At 44.3% G+C, this 20,203-nt stretch carries 19 protein-coding genes; 10 read left to right on the top strand and 9 right to left on the bottom strand.

Translation table 11 applies throughout. The annotated features are described in order from the left end of the window. Positions 1-165: 165 nt before the first annotated feature. Positions 166-825 (top strand): carbonate dehydratase, encoded by a 660-nt coding sequence (gene can, locus ACED60_RS03280; protein ID WP_371726929.1) that lies wholly within the window; start codon positions 166-168, stop codon positions 823-825. Between the two features lie 95 nt (positions 826-920). On the opposite strand, the gene hpt is transcribed toward can, so the two are convergent. Continuing rightward, on the bottom strand, positions 921-1,451 hold the full coding sequence (gene hpt / locus ACED60_RS03275; protein ID WP_009847591.1) for a hypoxanthine phosphoribosyltransferase: 531 nt from the start codon (positions 1,449-1,451) through the stop codon (positions 921-923). 337 nt (positions 1,452-1,788) lie between these two features. Between hpt and ACED60_RS03270 the strand changes: the two genes are divergently transcribed. After that, entirely contained in the window at positions 1,789-2,394 is a 606-nt protein-coding gene (locus tag ACED60_RS03270; RefSeq protein ID WP_012604737.1) for a LuxR/HapR/OpaR family quorum-sensing transcriptional regulator, read from the top strand. Positions 2,395-2,734: 340 nt separating this feature from the next. Here ACED60_RS03270 and lpdA read toward each other — a convergent pair whose 3' ends face one another. From lpdA to ampD, 5 genes are all read right to left on the bottom strand, one after another. Continuing rightward, positions 2,735-4,165 (bottom strand): dihydrolipoyl dehydrogenase, encoded by a 1,431-nt coding sequence (lpdA, locus tag ACED60_RS03265; RefSeq protein ID WP_012604738.1) that lies wholly within the window; start codon positions 4,163-4,165, stop codon positions 2,735-2,737. Between the two features lie 242 nt (positions 4,166-4,407). Then, positions 4,408-6,294 (bottom strand): pyruvate dehydrogenase complex dihydrolipoyllysine-residue acetyltransferase, encoded by a 1,887-nt coding sequence (aceF, locus tag ACED60_RS03260; RefSeq protein ID WP_371726928.1) that lies wholly within the window; start codon positions 6,292-6,294, stop codon positions 4,408-4,410. 26 nt (positions 6,295-6,320) lie between these two features. Further along, positions 6,321-8,984 carry a pyruvate dehydrogenase (acetyl-transferring), homodimeric type gene (gene aceE / locus ACED60_RS03255; RefSeq protein ID WP_009847595.1) on the bottom strand — a complete coding sequence of 888 codons (2,664 nt, stop codon included), beginning with the start codon at positions 8,982-8,984 and terminating at the stop codon, positions 6,321-6,323. Positions 8,985-9,046: 62 nt separating this feature from the next. Continuing rightward, a complete protein-coding gene (pdhR, locus tag ACED60_RS03250) occupies positions 9,047-9,808 on the bottom strand; it encodes a pyruvate dehydrogenase complex transcriptional repressor PdhR (RefSeq protein ID WP_009847596.1) in 762 nt (253 codons plus the stop codon). A 482-nt stretch (positions 9,809-10,290) separates the two neighbouring features. Beyond that, positions 10,291-10,839 carry a 1,6-anhydro-N-acetylmuramyl-L-alanine amidase AmpD gene (ampD, locus tag ACED60_RS03245; RefSeq protein ID WP_017103844.1) on the bottom strand — a complete coding sequence of 183 codons (549 nt, stop codon included), beginning with the start codon at positions 10,837-10,839 and terminating at the stop codon, positions 10,291-10,293. 135 nt (positions 10,840-10,974) lie between these two features. Between ampD and nadC the strand changes: the two genes are divergently transcribed. From nadC to yacG, 8 genes are all read left to right on the top strand, one after another. After that, on the top strand, positions 10,975-11,865 hold the full coding sequence (gene nadC, locus ACED60_RS03240) for a carboxylating nicotinate-nucleotide diphosphorylase (protein ID WP_102249157.1): 891 nt from the start codon (positions 10,975-10,977) through the stop codon (positions 11,863-11,865). 254 nt (positions 11,866-12,119) lie between these two features. Continuing rightward, entirely contained in the window at positions 12,120-12,575 is a 456-nt protein-coding gene (locus tag ACED60_RS03235; RefSeq protein ID WP_017101230.1) for a pilin, read from the top strand. Position 12,576: 1 nt separating this feature from the next. Continuing rightward, positions 12,577-14,262 carry a type IV-A pilus assembly ATPase PilB gene (pilB, locus tag ACED60_RS03230; RefSeq protein ID WP_371726927.1) on the top strand — a complete coding sequence of 562 codons (1,686 nt, stop codon included), beginning with the start codon at positions 12,577-12,579 and terminating at the stop codon, positions 14,260-14,262. 15 nt (positions 14,263-14,277) lie between these two features. Next, positions 14,278-15,504, top strand: coding sequence for a type II secretion system F family protein (locus ACED60_RS03225; protein ID WP_371707410.1), 1,227 nt, complete (start codon positions 14,278-14,280; stop codon positions 15,502-15,504). Positions 15,505-15,572: 68 nt separating this feature from the next. Next, positions 15,573-16,442, top strand: coding sequence for an A24 family peptidase (locus tag ACED60_RS03220; RefSeq protein ID WP_086048774.1), 870 nt, complete (start codon positions 15,573-15,575; stop codon positions 16,440-16,442). 2 nt (positions 16,443-16,444) lie between these two features. After that, positions 16,445-17,059: a dephospho-CoA kinase gene (gene coaE / locus ACED60_RS03215; protein ID WP_017097339.1), complete on the top strand. Its 615-nt coding sequence runs from the start codon at positions 16,445-16,447 to the stop codon at positions 17,057-17,059. Positions 17,060-17,085: 26 nt separating this feature from the next. Next, positions 17,086-17,826, top strand: coding sequence for a cell division protein ZapD (zapD, locus tag ACED60_RS03210; RefSeq protein ID WP_012604748.1), 741 nt, complete (start codon positions 17,086-17,088; stop codon positions 17,824-17,826). Between the two features lie 80 nt (positions 17,827-17,906). After that, on the top strand, positions 17,907-18,104 hold the full coding sequence (gene yacG, locus ACED60_RS03205; protein ID WP_017056605.1) for a DNA gyrase inhibitor YacG: 198 nt from the start codon (positions 17,907-17,909) through the stop codon (positions 18,102-18,104). 355 nt (positions 18,105-18,459) lie between these two features. On the opposite strand, the gene rplS is transcribed toward yacG, so the two are convergent. The 3 genes from rplS to rimM are packed head-to-tail and all read right to left on the bottom strand — an operon-like array spanning position 18,460 to position 20,194. Then, entirely contained in the window at positions 18,460-18,813 is a 354-nt protein-coding gene (gene rplS, locus ACED60_RS03200; RefSeq protein WP_009847607.1) for a 50S ribosomal protein L19, read from the bottom strand. A 59-nt stretch (positions 18,814-18,872) separates the two neighbouring features. After that, the gene (gene trmD, locus ACED60_RS03195) at positions 18,873-19,613 is read right to left on the bottom strand and encodes a tRNA (guanosine(37)-N1)-methyltransferase TrmD (protein WP_009847608.1); all 741 of its coding nucleotides are present in this window, start codon (positions 19,611-19,613) and stop codon (positions 18,873-18,875) included. Between the two features lie 26 nt (positions 19,614-19,639). Further along, entirely contained in the window at positions 19,640-20,194 is a 555-nt protein-coding gene (gene rimM / locus ACED60_RS03190) for a ribosome maturation factor RimM (RefSeq protein WP_371726926.1), read from the bottom strand. Positions 20,195-20,203 lie beyond the last annotated feature (9 nt).

Below are 20,203 nucleotides of genomic sequence, written 5' to 3'. Positions count from 1 at the left end.
TCACACTATTCGTCTCTTATATTCGGATTATGCCTTTTACGCGAAGTTAATGATTTTAACGACTAGTACACGTCAGATGAGTACTATTTGACACAGTTTTTACAAGATTGAATTTGTAACATTGTGTATAGTTAGAGTTCTTAATTAAGGGATGTAAGACGCAAAATGCCAGAGATTAAACAGCTTTTTGAAAACAACTCTAAATGGTCAGAAGAAATTCGCTCTCAACGACCAGAGTATTTTACAACGCTTGAAGAGGGTCAAAGCCCTGGTTTTCTATGGATAGGCTGCTCAGATAGTCGCGTTCCGGCCGAGCGTCTCACTGGTTTGTATTCTGGCGAACTGTTTGTTCACCGAAATGTCGCTAATCAAGTAGTTCATACCGACCTAAACTGCTTATCAGTAGTGCAATACGCTGTCGATGTACTCAAAGTGAAACACGTTATTGTTTGTGGTCACTACGGCTGTGGCGGTGTTAACGCAGCGATAGATAACCCTAAACTGGGTCTTATCAACAACTGGCTACTCCACATACGCGATAACTATCTTAAGTACCGTAAGCAAATTGAATCTCTGCCTCGTGAACAATGGGGTGACAAGTTATGCGAAATTAACGTTGCAGAACAAGTCTACAATCTTGGTAACTCGACCATCATGCAAAGCGCATGGGAACGTGGACAAGATATTGAAATCCACGGTGTGGTTTATGGTATTGGTAATGGCAAGCTGCAAGATCTTGGTGTTCGTTGCTCAAGTGATGATACTTTAGAAAACAGCCATTTAGCGGCGCTTGATAAAATCCTATCGTCTCCAATCCTAGGTTAATTCTTAACGTCTAACCAATAGATATAAGAAAGAATAGATATAAAAAAGGCTCGCGTTTTGCGAGCCTTTTTTGTTTGTGTTCAACAGAGTCGTTATTACTCTTGAGGTACAACTTTACCGATGTACGGTAGGTGACGATATTTTTGTGCGTAGTCGATACCCACACCAACAACGAATTCATCTGGGATTTCAAAACCAATCCACTTTGTGTCTACAATGACTTCACGACGAGAAGGCTTGTCTAATAACGTACAAATTTCGATAGATTTAGGACCACGCAGGCTCAGAATTTCTTTTACTTTAGTCAGCGTGTTACCAGTATCGATAATGTCTTCTACAAGTAGAACATCTTTACCTTGGATGTCATCATCAAGGTCTTTCAAAATACGAACATCACGTGAGCTTTCCATGCCGTTGCCGTAGCTAGACGCAGTCATGAAATCCACTTGGTGAGTTAAATCGATAGCACGAGCAAGATCCGCCATAAAGACAAAAGATCCGCGCAATAAGCCAACTAAAACTAGATCTTCGCTACCTTGGTAGTGCTCCGTGATCTGCTTGCCTAGTTCGTTCACTCGATCCTGAACTTCTTGCTCAGAGATCATGACTTCAACTGTATGCTTCATACTGCTCTCATTTTATTTGGTGATTGCGACGAATGTTGACACTTTCGTCAGTTGTGTCGCTCAATTTTGTGCGTAAGTCTAGCACTGCTCAAATACCCACACCACCTTATGCTTCGAATTTACTGTTAGATTCTCAATGAAATGTGCATTGGTGCGTTATCCAATACTCGCATCCTTTCACATCAACACTGATCACGCTTTATGTATCAAGTTTGATGTAACTGTCTATAAAACAAGCACAAGGGATTGACCATTCACATATGCACCATTACACTCATCTTGGCTTAAATAATAATAAAATCATTAATATAAAAATTCGTTGGCAAGGAAAAACAATATGGACTCAATAACGAAGAGACCTAGAACTAGGCTTTCACCCTTAAAAAGAAAACTTCAATTGATGGAAATCGCACTTGAAGTATTCTCTCGCCGTGGCATTGGCCGCGGTGGACACGCTGATATTGCCGACATCGCTCAGGTGTCAGTAGCAACAGTATTTAACTACTTCCCTACCCGTGAAGATCTGGTTGATGAAGTACTTAACCACGTTGTTCGTCAATTCTCGAACTTCCTTTCAGACAACATTGACCTAGATATTCACGCAAAAGAAAATCTACATAATATTGCGACTGAAATGGTGACGTTAGTGGCTCAAGATAGCAATTGGTTAAATGTATGGTTCGAATGGAGTGCATCAACTCGCGATGAAGTGTGGCCTCTGTTTGTAACCACTAACCGCACTAACCAGATGTTAGTACAAAACATGTTTAGCAAGGCGATTGAACGCGGCGAAGTCTGTGACGATCACGATCCTAAACACCTAGCAAATCTATTCCACGGCATTTGCTACTCGCTATTCATCCAAGCGAAACGTGTAGATACGCAAGAAGAACTTTCGACCTTGACGGATAGCTACTTGAACATGCTGTGCATTTATAAGTAGATTCGATCTTCGAACAAAACTAAAGGGTTGGCTTTTACGCTAACCCTTTTTTATTTCCTCTCACCTAATCAGATTCCCTATTCCTTCCTTCGTCACTCTAAAGAATGACGGATATAAAGAACTACTACGCTTAACTTCATCGTCATCGTAAACGACAGACGGAAAAATTAATTAGACACTAAAGCATGAGCTTCAACACTTCACTTCATCACCCTCAAGAGCGAGGGACGAGCGAGTTGGGGATCTCTTACAGGCATGACGACCATTTTTTCTTCAGACATAAAAAAGCCGCTGACGAATCAGCGGCTTTTAAAAACATTAGCGAGTGGCTAAAGAAGAATTACTTCTTCTTTTTCACTGCTTTTTTGTTTGGAAGGTCAGTGATTGAACCTTCGAATACTTCTGCAGCAAGACCAACAGACTCGTGTAGAGTTGGGTGAGCGTGGATAGTCAGTGCGATATCTTCTGCATCACAACCCATTTCGATTGCTAGGCCGATTTCGCCAAGAAGTTCACCACCATTAGTACCAACAACAGCACCACCGATTACGCGATGAGTCTCTTTATCGAAGATCATCTTAGTCATACCGTCAGCACAGTCTGAAGCGATTGCACGACCAGAAGCAGCCCAAGGGAAGGTAGCAACTTCGTAGTTCAGGCCTTCCGCTTTCGCTTCTTTCTCAGTCTTACCTACCCAAGCTACTTCTGGCTCAGTGTACGCAATTGATGGGATTACTTTAGGATCGAAGTAGTGCTTCTTACCAGAGATAACTTCAGCAGCTACGTGACCTTCATGCACACCTTTGTGAGCAAGCATTGGTTGACCAACAACATCACCGATCGCGTGGATGTGAGGAACGTTAGTACGCATTTGCTTATCAACATTGATGAAACCGCGCTCATCAACTTCGATACCTGCTTTTTCAGCGTCGATAAGTGCACCGTTTGGAACACGACCGATAGCAACAAGAACTGCATCGTAGCGCTCAGCTTCAGCTGGTGCTTTTTTGCCTTCCATTGAAACATAGATACCGTCTTCTTTCGCTTCAACAGCAGTCACTTTAGTTTCAAGCATTAGCTTGAACTTATCTTTAATGCGCTTAGTGAAGACTTTAACGATGTCTTTATCCGCAGCAGGGATAACTTGATCGAACATCTCAACAACTTCAACTTTAGAACCTAGAGAGTGGTAAACCGTACCCATCTCAAGACCGATGATACCACCGCCCATGATAAGCAGTTTTTCTGGTACTTCGTTTAGCTCTAGTGCATCCGTAGAGTCCCAAATACGTGGGTCTTCATGTGGGATGAACGGAAGTTTGATTGGGCGAGAACCCGCAGCAATGATTGCGTTGTCGAAGTTAACTGTCGTTGCTTCGCCTTCGCCTTCAACAAGAATGCTGTTAGGACCAGTGAACTTACCAAAACCGTTAACAACTGTAACGTTACGCATCTTAGCCATACCGCCAAGACCGCCAGTCAGTTGATCAACTACTTTTTCTTTCCAGATACGGATCTTGTTGATGTCCGTCTGTGGCTCGCCGAATACAACGCCGTGCTCTGCCATCGCTTTTGCTTCTTCAATTACTTTAGATACGTGAAGAAGTGCTTTTGATGGAATACAACCAACGTTTAGACATACACCACCAAGAGTGCTGTAACGTTCAACTAGTACTGTTTCTAGACCTAAATCCGCACAACGGAATGCCGCTGAGTAACCAGCAGGACCTGAACCAAGTACAACAACTTGGGCTTTAATTTCTTTGCTCATTGTGACCTCTTGTAGTCATTATCCCTAACAGGCTGAGTAGATGTTCTTAAAATTATTGGGCTTTCAAACAGGAAACATTTTACAGAGATGTTAACAGTGTGAAAGTAGCTTTAAGTTAGCCTGTGAGCTAGACAACAATTCCCCCGCAGTTTATGAGAAATGCCGGAAACTGTTCTCTAAAAATAGTCTTTATATAAAGAATTAAGGTGACCCGAAAGTCACCTTAATAATTACTTTCTCAATTACAGTACTAGACGACGAATGTCAGATAGTGCGCTGTTTAGGAAAGTAATGAAGCGTGCACCTTCAGCACCATCGATCACACGGTGATCGTATGATAGAGACAGTGGAAGCTGTAGACGTGGTTGGAACTCTTTACCATTCCAAACTGGCTTAATTTCAGACTTAGATACACCTAGGATACCTACTTCTGGAGCATTTACGATTGGAGTAAATGCAGTACCGCCAATACCACCAAGGCTAGAGATTGTGAAACAACCGCCTTGCATGTCTGCCGCTGTTAGCTTACCAGAACGTGCTTTCTTAGAAACAGCCATTAGCTCTTCAGATAGCTCGTAAATGCCTTTCTTGTTCACGTCTTTGAAGACAGGAACAACTAGACCGTTTGGTGTATCAACAGCGATACCCACGTTTACGTACTTCTTAAGAATGATGCTTTCGCCATCTTCAGAAAGAGAAGAGTTAAACGCTGGGAATGCTTCTAGCGCTTTAGCAACAGCTTTCATGATGAACACAAGTGGAGTGATCTTCATGCCAGTGTCTTTCTTCGCTTCGATTGCGTTCTGTTCTTTACGGAATGCTTCTAGCTCAGTGATGTCTGCGTTGTCCCACTGTGTAACGTGAGGGATCATTACCCAGTTACGGTGCAGGTTAGCGCCAGAGATCTTCTTAATCTTAGAAAGCTTCTGAACTTCCGTTTCGCCGAACTTGCTGAAGTCAACTTTTGGCCATGGTAGTAGACCAAGAGCAGAACCATCGCCGCCTTTGCCAGATGCTGCAGCACCAGACTCTAGACGCTTAAGTGCATCTTTAACGTAAGACTGAACGTCTTCTTTAAGGATACGGCTCTTACGACCAGTACCTTTAACCTTAGAAAGGTTAACGCCAAATTCGCGAGCAAGACGACGAACAACTGGAGAAGCGTGTGCGTAGTCACCGTTCTCTTGGAAGTCGCCAGCTGCTGGAGCTACTGCTTCTGCTTTAGGAGCAGGTGCTGCTGCCGGAGCTGCTGCTTGTGCTGGAGCTGAAGCCGCTACTGCTACTGGAGCTGCGCCTTCAACAACGAAAGTCATGATTGAAGAGCCTGTTGACACTTTGTCGCCAGCTGCAATCTTGATTTCTTTTACTGTACCAGCGAATGGTGCAGGCACTTCCATTGAAGCTTTGTCGCCTTCAACAGTAATTAGAGATTGCTCTTCTTCTACTGTATCGCCAACCGCTACCATGATTTCAGTAACTTCTACTTCGTCGCCACCGATATCTGGAACGTTCACTTCTTTCTCAGCAGATGCTACTGGAGCCGCTGCAACTGGTGCCGCTGGAGCAGGATCTGCTGCAACTGGAGCGCCAGAACCTGCCACTTCAAATACCATCACTAGAGAACCAGTAGATACTGAATCACCAGAAGCGATCTTGATTTCTTTAACGATACCAGCGAATGGTGCAGGAACTTCCATTGAAGCCTTGTCACCTTCAACAGTAAGAAGAGATTGCTCTTCTTCTACTGCGTCGCCGATAGCTACCATGATTTCAGTTACTTCAACTTCATCACCGCCGATATCAGGAACGTGAACTTCTTTAAGCTCAGCCGCCGCTGCAGGAGCGGCTGCAACTGGTGCTGCCGCTTCAACTGCTGGCGCAGCCGGTGCTGCTGCACCTTCCGCTTCAAAGATCATGATAAGAGAACCGGTAGAAACAGAATCACCTTCTGAAATCTTGATTTCTTTAACGATACCCGCTTGAGACGCAGGAACTTCCATTGAAGCTTTGTCGCCTTCAACAGTGATCAGTGACTGCTCTTCTTCAACCTTGTCGCCAACGTTTACAAGAATCTCAGTTACTTCAACCTCGTCAGCACCGATGTCTGGTACATTAATTTCGATTGTCATTGTATTTACCTACCTTAATGCCAGTCTTATGCGTATTGCGGGTTAATTTTGTCTGCGTCGATGCCGAATTTAGCAATTGCTTCAGCAACTACTGATTTCTCAACATCACCACGTTTAGCCAGTTCAGTAAGTGCTGCAACAACAACGTAGCCTGCATTTACTTCGAAGTGACGACGTAGGTTTTCACGGCTGTCTGAGCGACCGAAACCGTCAGTACCAAGTACTTTGTAAGACTCAGAAGGCATGAATGCACGTACTTGCTCAGCGTAGTTCTTCATGTAATCCGTAACTGCGATTGCAGGTTCGTTACCAAGAACAGTTGTGATGTACGGTACTTTCTCTTCAGCTTCTGGGTGAAGCATGTTGTCACGCTCTACCGCTTGGCCGTCACGAGTCAGTTCGTTGAACGACGTTACAGAGAATACATCAGATGCTACGCCGTACTCTTCGCTCAGGATCTTAGCGGCTTTACGCGCTTCGTTCATGATAGTACCAGAGCTCATTAATTGAACCTTAGACTTAGAACCTGCGTAAGACTCAAGCTTGTAAATACCCTTACGGATGCCTTCTTCAGCGCCTTCTGGCATTGCTGGCATTGCGTAGTTTTCGTTCATTACTGTTAGGTAGTAGTAAACATTCTCTTGGTTCTCACCGTACATGCGACGGATACCGTCTTGCATGATTACCGCTAGCTCGTAAGCAAACGTTGGGTCGTAAGATATACAGTTAGGTACAGTGTTCGCCATGATGTGCGAGTGGCCATCTTCGTGCTGTAGACCTTCGCCGTTTAGCGTTGTACGGCCTGCAGTTGCACCAAGTAGGAAACCACGAGCTTGTTGGTCACCTGCTAACCAAGCCATGTCACCAATACGTTGGAAACCGAACATTGAGTAGTAGATGTAGAACGGAATCATCGGTAGATCGTTTGTGCTGTATGAAGTTGCAGCTGCAACCCATGAAGCCATAGAACCTAGTTCGTTGATACCTTCTTGAAGAACTTGACCAGACGTTGCTTCTTTGTAGTAAGAAACGATGCCTTTATCTTCAGGCGTGTAGTCTTGACCGTGTGGGTTGTAGATACCAACCTGACGGAATAGACCTTCCATACCGAATGTACGAGCTTCATCACAGATGATAGGAACAATGTTCTTACCAATGTTCTTATCTTTAAGAAGGATGTTAAGCGTACGTACATAAGCCATCGTTGTAGAGATATCACGCTTCTGTTCACCCAGTAGAGGTGCGAATGCGTCTAGCTCAGGAACTTTGAACTCTTGAGTGAATTTTGGCAGACGCTGAGGAGTGTAACCTTGTAGTGCTTTACGACGAGCATGTAGGTATTCGTACTCAGCTGAACCTTCTTCCAGTGTTAGGTAAGGAAGCTCAGATACTTTCTCATCAGAAAGGATGTCTTGTAGGCCTAGACGGTCACGTAGGTATTGTACGTGAGTCATGTCCATCTTCTTAACACCGTGAGCGATGTTCTTACCTTCTGCAGCTTCACCCATACCGTAACCTTTAACTGTCTTAGCTAGGATTACTGTTGGTTTGCCACCTGTCTCTTTTGCATTGTTGAATGCAGCGAACAGTTTAGAAGAATCGTGACCACCACGTTTCAGTTCGAAGATTTGGTCGTCAGTCATGTCTGCAACTAGTGCAGCTGTTTCTGGGTACTTACCAAAGAAGTGCTCACGTACGTATGCGCCATCTTTAGATTTGAATGTTTGGTAGTCACCATCGATAGTTTCATTCATTAGTTGAAGAAGCTTACCAGTCGTGTCTTTAGCTAGTAGAGAATCCCAGTTGCTACCCCAGATAACTTTAACAACGTTCCAACCTGCGCCTTTAAATAGGCCTTCAAGTTCTTGGATGATGCTACCGTTACCCATTACAGGGCCGTCTAGACGCTGTAGGTTACAGTTGATTAGGAAACATAGGTTGTCTAGCTTCTCACGCGCAGCGAAAGAGATAGCACCACGTGATTCTGGCTCATCCATCTCACCGTCACCTAGGAACGCGTATACACGCTGACCTGAAGTATCTTTCATGCCACGACCTTCAAGGTACTTAAGGAAGCGCGCTTGGTAGATAGCAGAGATAGGGCCTAGACCCATAGATACTGTTGGGAACTGCCAGAATTCAGGCATTAGTTTAGGGTGCGGGTATGAAGGGATACCTTTACCATCAACTTCTTGACGGAAGTTATCTAGCTGTTCTTCAGTTAGACGACCTTCAACGAATGCACGAGAGTAGATACCAGGAGAGATGTGACCTTGGTAGTAAACTAGATCGCCACCGTCTGTCTCGTTTGGAGCACGAAAGAAGTGGTTAAAACATACTTCGTAGAACGCAGCAGCTGACTGGTAAGAAGCCATGTGACCACCAAGGTCTAGGTCTTTCTTAGAAGCACGCAATACAATCATGATTGCGTTCCAGCGAATAATCGAACGAATACGACGCTCAAGAGTTACGTCACCAGGGTAAGCTGGCTCTTGTGCTGCTGGAATTGTGTTGATGTAGTTCGTGTTGATGCCTGTAGCCATATCAACACCATCTAAACGCGCTTTATCTAGAACTTGTTCTAGTAAAAACTGTGCACGTTCTACACCTTCTTCACGTACTACTGACTCAAGAGCTTCTAACCAATCTTGAGTTTCCAGAGCATCAACGTCATGCTTCATGTCAGACATGGCGATCTATCCTTTTTGTTAGTTGGATTCTACTAAACACGTAAAAAGCCGAAGTATTACGACTATTTACCCTGTTGGATTCGACGTAAAGAACGTTCGCGGCGCGACTCTTCTTTGGTCAAATCCATCAATGTTTCTTCGATGTAAGCTAAATGAGAGTGTGACATTTCACGCGCCTGTTCTGGCTGTCCTGAAACGATCGCATCTACAATATTAGCTCGATGTATACTCACTTTCTCCACAACGTCTTTACGACGATGCAACAGTTTTAAATTTTCTAAGACGTTTTGTTCGAGTAACGGAGCCAAACTACGAACAATGTGCAATAACACCACATTGTGCGCTGCCTCTGTTAAAGCAATAAGAAAAGCCATCACAGCTGCAGACTCGGCTTCAATATCACCCTTATCTTGCGCACCGCGAATTTTTTCTTGGCATGCTTGAATTCGAGCAAAGTCTTCATCAGTACCACGTAATGCCGCGAAGTAAGCCGAAATCCCTTCCATCGCATGACGCGATTCCAACAAGTCTAGTTGGGTTTCAGAATGGGAGGACAACAAATTAAGCAAAGGATCTGAAAAGCTTTTCCAGATATTTTCGCTAACAAACGTACCTCCACCTTGACGGCGAGTAAGCAAGCGTTTTGCTTCTAAACGTTGTATCGCTTCTCGGATTGAAGGACGAGACACATCGAACTGTTTCGCCAGTTCACGCTCAGGCGGCAGCTGCTGCCCTGGAGCCAGTGTTCCTTCCACTATCAACCTTTCTAACTCTTGTTCGATAACGTCCGAGAGTTTTGGCTGACGAATCCTTTGATAAGCCATAGTTTGTTGTTCTTCTTTTTCTTCGCTGACAATTGGTATTACCAATTTTAAGTTGGGCAGAAATTAACATAATTAAAACGCCACTGTCCAGACTAAAATTGACCTGAATCATAGAACACAGCACGAATTAACCATGATTTAACAAATGAAATTTAAAACAGCAACCAATTTGGTCTTACCATTTACAGGGGTAATACTTTTGGGGAGTATCCGTGCTAGAAAGTTTCAGGATAAAAATGGATTGTTTCAGAAAGATGAGTGCCACTTGATTAAAAATCAAACCAAGCGCACATTAGAGGTAGAAATCCTGTTCATAAGTTTTAATATTAGATCGTTTGATAAGCTCGTCACACTCTCGATTTATTGACGCCCTCCCCCTAACCACTTTATTTACATCGCAACAACAAAAATTCACAAGTCATTATGCTAGGCGTTGACTATTCAACCACCAGCAACAATAAGAGCATCTTCGATAATGAGGCTTAAACCTTGAGCTCGCCTTTAAACTTCTGCCAGTCGAAAACCAAACCAGGGTCAGTTTTGCGTAACGGGGCTATATATTGATGACCAGTGATACGCTCGGTGGTTATTTGAGGGAAAGTCGATACGATCGTTTCTGTTAATCGAGAAAGCGCTTGGTACTGCTGCTCTGTATAAGCGATAAAGTCGCTTCCTTCCAGCTCAATACCAATCGAGTAATCATTACACCTTTTACGCCCCGCAAAGCTCGACTGGCCTGCGTGCCAAGCTCGGTCAAGAAATGACACAAACTGTACCACCTCACCATCACGGCGAATCAAGCAATGTGCCGAAACGCCCATTTGGTGAATCACTTTAAAAAATGGATGATCTGCCGGATCAAGTTTGCCCGTGAAAAACTGTTCAATGTAAGGGCCGCCAAATTGGCCTGGTGGTAAACTAATGTTATGAACCACCAGCAGAGAGATATCGTCGGTGCTGGGTCTAGCATCAAAATACGGAGAAGGAACATGCCGAGCATTGTCGTACCATCCGTTGGAGCTCATCGTCATCTTAGTCTCGCTTTCTTTTCTACTAGCGCAATAAGATTGTGACTTGGCCCATAGAGCAGTCGCGCTAGCCTCTTTAATTTGAAGTTAAGCAAGAGTATCATTCCATTCCCACTCCCTTTCAAGATTAGATTTGCGATGAAAAACACACATAACAGCCACCAACGCCTTGATTACTTAAAAGAGCAACTGCCGCTAGAGATCACTCGCGCAGTCGCTGAGACCATCAAAGAAGATCTAGGTGGAACGTTAGATCCAGCGGCTGATATTACGGCAAGTCTAATCCCTGCAGACGCAATCAACAGCGCAACTATCATTACCCGTGAGCACGGTGTGTTCTGTGGTAAAGCTTGGGCTGATGAAGTGTTTAAGCAATTGGGCGGTGAAGTCACTATCGAGTGGAACGTAGAAGACGGTGACAAGGTTGAACCAAACCAAACTCTTTGCACGCTAGCAGGCCCTGCTCGCGCACTTTTAACCGGTGAGCGTAACGCAATGAACTTCATTCAAACACTATCGGGTTGTGCGACGGCGACAGCAATCTACGCTGACAAAATCAAACACACAGAATGCCGCCTATTAGACACTCGAAAAACGATTCCTGGCCTACGTAGCGCACTAAAATACGCAGTGGCTTGTGGTGGTGGCTTCAACCACCGTATTGGTGTTTTCGATGCCTACCTAATCAAAGAAAACCACATCATCGCTTGTGGTGGGATTGAGAAGGCTATCTCTACTGCAAAAGAGCTTAACCCGGGTAAGCCTGTAGAAGTTGAAACCGAAAGCCTAGCAGAGCTCGAACAGGCGATCAGCGCCGGTGCTGACATCATCATGCTAGACAACTTCACCACAGACATGATGCGTGAAGCCGTTAAAATTAACGCAGGTCGTGCAGCACTAGAAAATTCAGGTAACGTAACTTTAGATACGATTGCAGAATTTGCTGAAACGGGTGTCGATTACATTTCTGTGGGAGCACTGACTAAGCATCTAAAAGCAATGGACCTTTCAATGCGATTCAAAGCTTAATCTCATTGTTCTATCAATCACTTAACTTCAAGGCATGGCAATCAGCCATGCCTTTTTATTGCTTTTATTATCAGTATATCAATCAGTTAACTAAGCTGATCGCATAATTTTGCGCCCTATATGAAACAACACACTAATAAATACAAAACCACTCGCGCCCACACCTGAACACCATTCCACATCTAAATCTCAACTTCTATTCTTTCCGTCAACCAGTGCTTGCACTGAAACAAACTAACGAATGGAATAGAACAATGAAAAATAAAAGTAAAAGAACAAACCAGAAAGGCTTTACGCTGATTGAATTGATGATAGTGGTCGGCATTATCGGCATATTAAGTGCAATCGCAGTTCCTGCTTATAAGAGCTATGTAATCAAAACCGAAGCAAATGCTGGAGTTAGCATACCTAAAACACTATTGACTAATATAGATATGTATATACAAGAAAAAGGGGCATTCCCAGAAGACGCTCAAGCAAGCGATTTTGGTGCAGCTACAGACATGAGTGCTATGGGAACTCTTAAATTTACAAAAGATGGAACTACAGCCACAAATGGAACTGCTGATTTCACTTTTTTACCTTCAGCATCACTTTCAGGTAAAAAAATAACTTACACGAGAAGTAATTCAGGTTGGAAATGCACGCATGACATCCCTGCTACATTACTTTCAGATACCCTGAAAGGCTGTAAACTGGCAACGCCTTAACGTGTCTAACAACCTCCCAAGAATTCTCCGTCAGGCTAACTTACTTAGCCTGACTCAAGAACAAGCCGTTGCGGAACATGTGCAAGCTACAGGTGTTTCTACGCCTGAAGCTTTGCTCGTTCTTGATTTCCTCACCGGCGATTCCTTAGCAAACAATATCAAAACCATCTTCGGCTTACCGTTAGTACAACTAGCCAGTACTGACTACGAAATCTTGTGTGAGCAATTGGGGCTTCGTGAGTTGATCACCAAATATCGAGCAATCCCGATTTCAGTATCTAATTCTACTCTCACACTCGCCTCCGCCGATCCAACCGACTTGCAAGCAGAAGATGACTTTCGATTCGCGACAGGGTTGCAGATAGAACTTGTTGTCGCTAACTACTCTGAATTAGAAGGCGCCATACGAAAGCTTTATGGTCGCTCTATTTCCGGGCAAGACTCCAAGCGTAAAGAGATCACACAGGATGAACTCGCCGATCTCGTTGAGGTTTCTGACGACGAAATAGCTTCCATTGAAGATCTCAGTCAAGACGACTCCCCTGTTAGCCGTTTTATAAACCAAATATTAGTGGATGCGGTGCGTAAAGGCGCATCAGACATCCACTTCGAACCTTATGAAGAAAACTACCGAGTGCGTCTGCGTTGCGATGGCATTCTTGTTGAGGTCCAACAGCCGGCGTCTCATTTAAGCCGTCGGTTATCCGCTCGTTTAAAGATTCTCGCCAAACTTGATATCGCTGAACGTCGCTTACCTCAAGACGGCCGTATTAAGCTGCGTTTGAACGACGAGATCGCGATCGATATGCGTGTGTCGACTCTACCGACATTATGTGGAGAAAAGATCGTACTGCGTCTTCTAGACAGCAGTGCAGCCAATCTCGACATTGATAAGCTCGGTTACAGCGAGGATCAAAAAGCGCTCTATCTCAATGCCCTAAAACGCCCACAAGGGATGATCTTAATGACTGGGCCCACAGGCAGTGGCAAAACGGTATCTCTTTATACAGGGCTTCGCATGCTTAACACCTCTGAGCGTAATATCTCAACAGCTGAAGACCCGGTGGAGATCAACCTGTGTGGTATCAATCAGGTGCAGGTGACGCCAAAGATCGGTTTTGGGTTTGCCGAAGCACTACGATCGTTCTTGCGACAAGATCCTGATGTGGTGATGGTCGGTGAGATCCGTGATTTAGAAACCGCCGAGATCGCGATCAAAGCGTCGCAAACGGGTCACTTAGTCCTCTCGACACTCCATACTAACTCAGCTTCGGAAACCGTGACTCGGCTCGCCCATATGGGGATTGAACCCTTTAACCTCGCCTCGTCATTAAGCCTGATTATCGCGCAGCGACTGGCAAGGCGACTTTGCAACCACTGTAAAGCAGCTGACAACTCGCCGGACATATTTCTGCGTCACTCTATTCCTAACAGCCAAAACATCTACCAAGCCAATCCTCAAGGATGCAATGAGTGTAATCAGGGTTACTCCGGTCGAGTGGGTATCTACGAAGTGATGCCGTTTACCGACAAACTAAAAAATAGTCTGATTAATAAACCTAACGCGTTAGAGATTGAAGATCTCGCGCGTAGAGAAGGAATGAGAACACTGCAAGAATCCGGTATCGATAAGTTGCTTGAAGGCACCACCAGCTATCAAGAACTGCAACGTGTTCTGTATCTATAATCCATCGGAGCACTCATGAGCACTAAACTGCAGTCACAATTAAAAAACTACCACTGGAAAGGCATAAATAGCTCAGGCAAAAAGGTGTCAGGGCAAACCTTGGCACTCGCTGAATTAGAAGTACGAGAAAAGCTCAAAGATCAGCATATTCAGATTAAGAAAATCAAAAAGAAAAGCATCTCAGCAGTCACTCGTTTAACACACCGAGTCAAAGCCAAAGACATCACCATTTTGACTCGACAACTTGCGACCATGCTTGCCACTGGCGTGCCTATCGTTCAGGCCATTAAGCTAGTGTCAGACAATCACCGTAAAGCTGAAATGAAATCAATTCTATTGCACATCTGTCGAGGTGTCGAAGCGGGAACCCCTATATCAAAAGCGATGCGGACGGCAAGCTCTCACTTTGACGACCTGTACACCGACTTAGTCGCTACTGGCGAGCTTTCCGGAAACCTAGCGCAAGTCTTTGAGCGCTTAGCAACCTATAGAGAAAAGAGTGAGCAGCTAAAGTCTAAGGTCATAAAAGCACTGATTTACCCCACAATGGTGGTCGCTGTCGCTTTGACTGTCTCTTACTTAATGCTCACCATGGTCATTCCTGAATTTGAATCGATGTTTTCAGGCTTCGGGGCAGATCTCCCTTGGTTTACTCAACAAGTACTCTCCCTTTCGCATTGGGTACAGGCTTACAGTCTTTATGCTGCCGTTGGCATAGGGTTAGTCACATTATTTACCTACCAACTTCGTCAACGGTCTTATTCCATTCGTTTATCATTCAGCCGTCTAGGCTTGCGATTCCCTATTCTTGGCGGAGTATTGGCCAAAGCCTCAATCGCCAAATTCAGCCGAACCTTATCAACCAGTTTTAGTTCAGGGATTCCTATTTTAACCAGCCTGAAGACCACAGCCAAAACCGCTGGTAACTTGCATTATGAATCGGCCATCATCGAGGTTCATCGTGAAACTGCCGCTGGCATGCCGATGTATATCGCGATGCGCAATACCGATGCCTTTCCTGAGATGGTTTTACAGATGGTCATGATAGGAGAAGAGTCCGGCAACCTTGATGACATGCTCAATAAAATCGCATCAATTTATGAATTTGAAGTCGACAACACCGTCGATAATTTAGGTAAGATTCTAGAGCCACTGATCATCGTATTTTTAGGCACCGCTATTGGTGGACTGGTTGTCGCGATGTACTTACCGATCTTTAATCTTATGAGTGTGTTAGGATAGCTAAAAGCAACCAAACACCCCTCAAGCAGAGAACCACTGCTTGTATTGATTAAGTGGTAAAGGACACTATGGAAGTATTTCACTACTATCCTTGGCTATTCCCCGTATTAGCTTTCATTTTTAGCCTTCTTATTGGCAGTTTCCTCAACGTAGTCATACACCGTTTACCGATTATGATGGAACGAGAGTGGCAACAAGAGTGCTCGGAGTATTTCTCTCAATATAAAATTCCAGCGCCAGAGGGGAAGTTCAATCTCAGTATCCCTCGTTCGGCTTGCCCGAAATGTAAAACCCAATTAAGAATCGTCGACAATGTTCCAGTATTAAGCTGGTTGTTCTTGAAAGGTAAGTGTCATAGCTGTGCTAACCCAATCAGTGCTCGCTATCCATTGGTCGAACTGCTGACTGCAATACTATGCACCGTAGTGGCTAGCCACTTTGGTTTCAGTTACTACGCCATTGCTTTGATTTTTTTCACCTTTGCATTGATTGCCGCAACCTTTATCGACCTAGATACCATGCTGTTACCTGATCAAATCACCTTACCTTTGGTTTGGTCTGGTATCGCGTTAGCACTGTTTAACATCAGCCCAGTATCGCTTCAAGATTCCGTAGTTGGCGCAATGGCCGGCTACCTAGCTTTGTGGTCTGTTTATTGGTTGTTCAAGCTACTAACAGGCAAAGAAGGCATGGGATATGGAGACTTCAAACTCCTAGCCGCATTAGGTGCATGGCTTGGCTGGCAACACCTACCAATGATCATTCTTTTGTCGTCGCTGGTTGGTTTGGTTTTCGGCTTGATTCAACTTCGCTTGAAACAGCAAGGCATAGATAAAGCGTTCCCATTTGGACCTTACCTGGCGATTGCGGGTTGGGTAAGTTTGATGTGGGGCAATGACATCATGGGTTGGTATTTCACTTCTGTACTAGGGATTTAATCATGGCAATCATTATCGGATTAAGCGGTGGGATCGCCAGTGGTAAAACGACGGTAGCTAATCTCTTCAGCGAACATTTTCACATTGATATTGTCGATGCTGATATCGTGGCACGTGAAGTGGTGGCGTTGGGCAGTGAAGGTCTAAAACAGATTGCGACTCATTTTGGTGAAGAGGTATTGCTCGAAGATGGAGCGCTAAACCGAGCTAAACTGCGCGAAGTGATCTTTTCTGATCCCACAGAGAAACAATGGCTCAATGAACTGCTTCACCCTATGATCCGCGACAAAATTGACAGTGACCTGTCTAAAATCACATCCCCATATGGTTTATTAGTCGCACCGCTATTGGTTGAAAACCAAATGCAAGGCATGACCGATCGCGTATTAATCGTTGATGTGCCGGTAGAAGTGCAAATAGAACGTACGATGAGTCGCGATAATGTTTCTAGGGAACAAGTTAAATCAATTTTAAAATCACAGGCATCAAGAGAACAGCGCTTAGCAGTTGCAGATGACGTGATTAAAAACCATACTAAAAACCAAGAACTTTTGCCTCAAATCACAGATTTACATCAAAAGTATCTGGCAATCAGTGCAGTAGATGGGTCAGAATAGAACAATGTTGAATGAAGGTTTGCTCGATGATCACCCATAAATTTGAACATCCTCTAAATGAGAAAACACGCATCTACTTAAGAGTTGAATCACTCTTGAGGCAGTTACACTTGTCTTCTGCATTTTCCGATGCTCAACAGTATCAACTCTTTTTCCGTTCTATCTTTGATCTGATTGAAATATTCGAACAGATACAACTTAAGAGCGAACTCGCAAAAGATATTGAGAAACAGCGTGTAACCTATAAAAGTTGGTTAGATGTTGAAGGTGTCGATCAAGAGATGCTGACATCATTGCTCAATGATATTAGTCATATCTATCGTGAACTGATGCAGGCGGAACGTTTTGGGCAATCATTAAAAGAGGACCGCTTCCTTAGCGCCATTCGTCAACGCTTTAACTTGCCAGGTGGCTCATGTTGCTTTGATTTACCGGCTCTACATTATTGGCTTCATCTTCCTCTTGATAAGAGAGTTAGAGATGCTGAGACATGGATGGATAGCCTACAGCCTCTGTATGAAGCACTAACACTATGGTTGAAGCTCACCAGAGAGACTGGTCACTTTAAGGATCAGATCGCTCGTACAGGTTTCTTCCAAAGCGATGCTGATGAAGCGAATATCCTTCGCCTTTCAATTCCAATGCAGTACGGTGCCTACCCGATGATCTCGGGACATAAAAACCGTTTCGCTATTAAATTTATGAGCTTTGAAACTGGGCAAGCCTGTACTCAAGATATTGAATTTGAGTTGGCTATCTGCAGCTAATTCATTTCCTTTATTGTTTGGCTTGAGTCCTCACTCGAGCCTAAACTCACTATTATTACACCTTCAAATTAAGAATCACTATGTCGAAGAAAATCACCATCGTTAAATGCCCTCAATGTAACACTGACGTTGAATGGGGCGAACAAAGCCCGCACCGCCCGTTTTGCAGCAAGCAATGTCAGATGATTGATTTCGGGGAATGGGCTGACGAAGAGAACAGCATCGCTGGTGCTCCAGACATGTCGGATAGCGATGGTTGGTCGGAAGACCCACACTAGGCGCGAGTAGCGAGTAGCGAGTAGCGAGTAGCGAGTAGCGAGTAGCGAGTAGCGAGTAAATTTTGAAGGGTTGGCGTTTTACGGCAATCCTTTTTTATTGCCTATAACACGGCACTAATGGGGATTCCCTACTCCTTCCTTCGTCAGTCTAGGGAATGACAGCTCTGGTTGATTCAAAAACTCCCTCAGCGGTTCGACAGCCTATCAAGGTATCACGGTATCAAGGCTTGTCATTCGTCATCCTCAGAGTGAGGAACGAGCGAGTTGGGGATCTCTTACCTGTGAGACTCTAAATAGCAGACACAAAAAAGCGGAGCCAAATGGCTCCGCTTTTATCGATAGAATGCAAAAAGAATTACTTCTTAGTAAGCTTCTCTTTAATACGAGCTGACTTACCAGAACGCTCACGTAGGTAGTACAACTTGGCACGACGTACTGCACCACGGCGTTTAACTTCGATGCTATCAACCATTGGAGAGTGAGTTTGGAACGCACGCTCTACGCCTTCACCGTTCGAGATCTTACGAACTGTGAATGCAGAGTGTAGACCACGGTTACGAATAGCGATTACAACGCCTTCGAAAGCCTGTAGACGCTCACGGTCACCTTCTTTTACCTTAACCTTAACTACAACAGTGTCACCTGGTGCGAATTTAGGAAGGTCTGATTTTAGTTGCTCTTCTTCAAGAGCCTTGATGATGTTGCTCATTTGTATAAATTCCTAGAATAAACTGATACTAAATTTAATAGGTTACTGCTTGCTTTTCGTTAAGAGCGTTGCTCTTTAATGAATTCAGCCAGTAATTGTTCCTGTTCGTCAGTCAGAGCTAGGTTTTCCAGGAGTTCTGGTCTTCTTAGCCAAGTTCGGCCCAACGATTGTTTCAATCGCCAGCGACGAATGTCCTTATGGTTTCCAGACTTGAGTACCGATGGCACATCTTTATCGTCTAGCACCTCAGGGCGCGTATAATGGGGACAATCTAGCAAACCATTTGCAAAAGAATCTTCTTCTGCTGATGCGAAATCTCCAAGTACACCCGGAACAAACCGAGATACTGAATCAATCAACGTCATGGCTGGCAACTCGCCACCCGTCATCACAAAATCTCCAATCGACCATTCTTCGTCGACTTCAGATTGAATGATGCGCTCATCTACCCCTTCATAGCGACCACAAATAAGAAGCAAGTTCTCGTTTGTTGCCAGCTCTTCAACACCTTGCTGATCGAGTTTACGACCTTGAGGTGAAAGGTAGATAACCTTCGTCTTTCCCGGTGCTGCCTGTTTGGCTGTTTGGATAGCATCGCGCAAAGGCTGAACCATCATTAACATGCCAGGACCACCACCGTAAGGTCTGTCATCAACAGTGCGATGTTTATCATGAGTGAAATCACGAGGATTCCATGTCTCAATAGATAAAAGACCTTTTTTAACCGCTTGACCTGTTACTCCAAAATCAGTAACAGAACGGAACATTTCAGGAAAAAGGCTAATAATGCCAACCCACATGTGTTCTCTCGCTCTGTAATTTGGAGTTAGAATCCAGGATCCCAGTCAACTTCGATCCGGCGAGCTTCGCGATCAACTTTCTTGAGCACTTGCTCTTCAAGGTACGGGATTAACCGTTCCTTTTGGCCAAAAGCATCTTTAAGATTTGCTTTGATTACTAGAACATCGTTCGAGCCAGTTTCTAATAGGTCAGTGACCTCACCAAGGTTGTAACCTTTAGTGGTAAAAACTTGCATACCGAACAATTCGCGCCAGTAGAATTCATCTTCTGACAATTCAGGTAATGAAGCAGGGTCAATAGCAATTTCAAAGTTGGTCATCAGTTGCGCGTCTTCACGTACATCTAATCCCGCTAGCTTACATACATAGCCTTGACCATGACGTTTCCAGCTTTCAACTTTATACTCAACCCACTCGCCCTTTAGCTTTAAATACCAAGGACTGTAATCAAATATGCTTTCAGCATTGTCTGTGTAGGAGAAAACTTTAAGCCAGCCACGAATACCATAGGTAGACCCAAGTTTACCCATAACAATTCTTTCGTTTTGCTCGCTCATCGTTTCTTTACCCTTCATCGACATAAGCTATTT

It is taken from the genome of Vibrio sp. 1F279 (assembly GCF_041439815.1).
GTDB lineage: Bacteria > Pseudomonadota > Gammaproteobacteria > Enterobacterales > Vibrionaceae > Vibrio > Vibrio tasmaniensis_A.
The sequence above is the reverse complement of the archived record's forward strand: the minus strand, read 5'-3'. Positions and strand labels throughout refer to the sequence as shown.

Bases quoted from the DNA above. Each gene is read 5' to 3' on its own strand.
- ACED60_RS03220 (WP_086048774.1), top strand. From the start codon at position 15,573: ATGGAAGTATTTCACTACTATCCTTGGCTATTCCCCGTATTAGCTTTC.
- can (WP_371726929.1), top strand. From the start codon at position 166: ATGCCAGAGATTAAACAGCTTTTTGAAAACAACTCTAAATGGTCAGAA.
- aceF (WP_371726928.1), bottom strand. From the start codon at position 6,294: ATGACAATCGAAATTAATGTACCAGACATCGGTGCTGACGAGGTTGAA.
- ampD (WP_017103844.1), bottom strand. From the start codon at position 10,839: ATGACGATGAGCTCCAACGGATGGTACGACAATGCTCGGCATGTTCCT.
- coaE (WP_017097339.1), top strand. From the start codon at position 16,445: ATGGCAATCATTATCGGATTAAGCGGTGGGATCGCCAGTGGTAAAACG.
- rplS (WP_009847607.1), bottom strand. From the start codon at position 18,813: ATGAGCAACATCATCAAGGCTCTTGAAGAAGAGCAACTAAAATCAGAC.
- pdhR (WP_009847596.1), bottom strand. From the start codon at position 9,808: ATGGCTTATCAAAGGATTCGTCAGCCAAAACTCTCGGACGTTATCGAA.
- ACED60_RS03270 (WP_012604737.1), top strand. From the start codon at position 1,789: ATGGACTCAATAACGAAGAGACCTAGAACTAGGCTTTCACCCTTAAAA.
- ACED60_RS03225 (WP_371707410.1), top strand. From the start codon at position 14,278: ATGAGCACTAAACTGCAGTCACAATTAAAAAACTACCACTGGAAAGGC.
- trmD (WP_009847608.1), bottom strand. From the start codon at position 19,613: ATGTGGGTTGGCATTATTAGCCTTTTTCCTGAAATGTTCCGTTCTGTT.
- rimM (WP_371726926.1), bottom strand. From the start codon at position 20,194: ATGTCGATGAAGGGTAAAGAAACGATGAGCGAGCAAAACGAAAGAATT.
- aceE (WP_009847595.1), bottom strand. From the start codon at position 8,984: ATGTCTGACATGAAGCATGACGTTGATGCTCTGGAAACTCAAGATTGG.
- yacG (WP_017056605.1), top strand. From the start codon at position 17,907: ATGTCGAAGAAAATCACCATCGTTAAATGCCCTCAATGTAACACTGAC.
- lpdA (WP_012604738.1), bottom strand. From the start codon at position 4,165: ATGAGCAAAGAAATTAAAGCCCAAGTTGTTGTACTTGGTTCAGGTCCT.
- zapD (WP_012604748.1), top strand. From the start codon at position 17,086: ATGATCACCCATAAATTTGAACATCCTCTAAATGAGAAAACACGCATC.
- nadC (WP_102249157.1), top strand. From the start codon at position 10,975: ATGAAAAACACACATAACAGCCACCAACGCCTTGATTACTTAAAAGAG.
- ACED60_RS03235 (WP_017101230.1), top strand. From the start codon at position 12,120: ATGAAAAATAAAAGTAAAAGAACAAACCAGAAAGGCTTTACGCTGATT.
- hpt (WP_009847591.1), bottom strand. From the start codon at position 1,451: ATGAAGCATACAGTTGAAGTCATGATCTCTGAGCAAGAAGTTCAGGAT.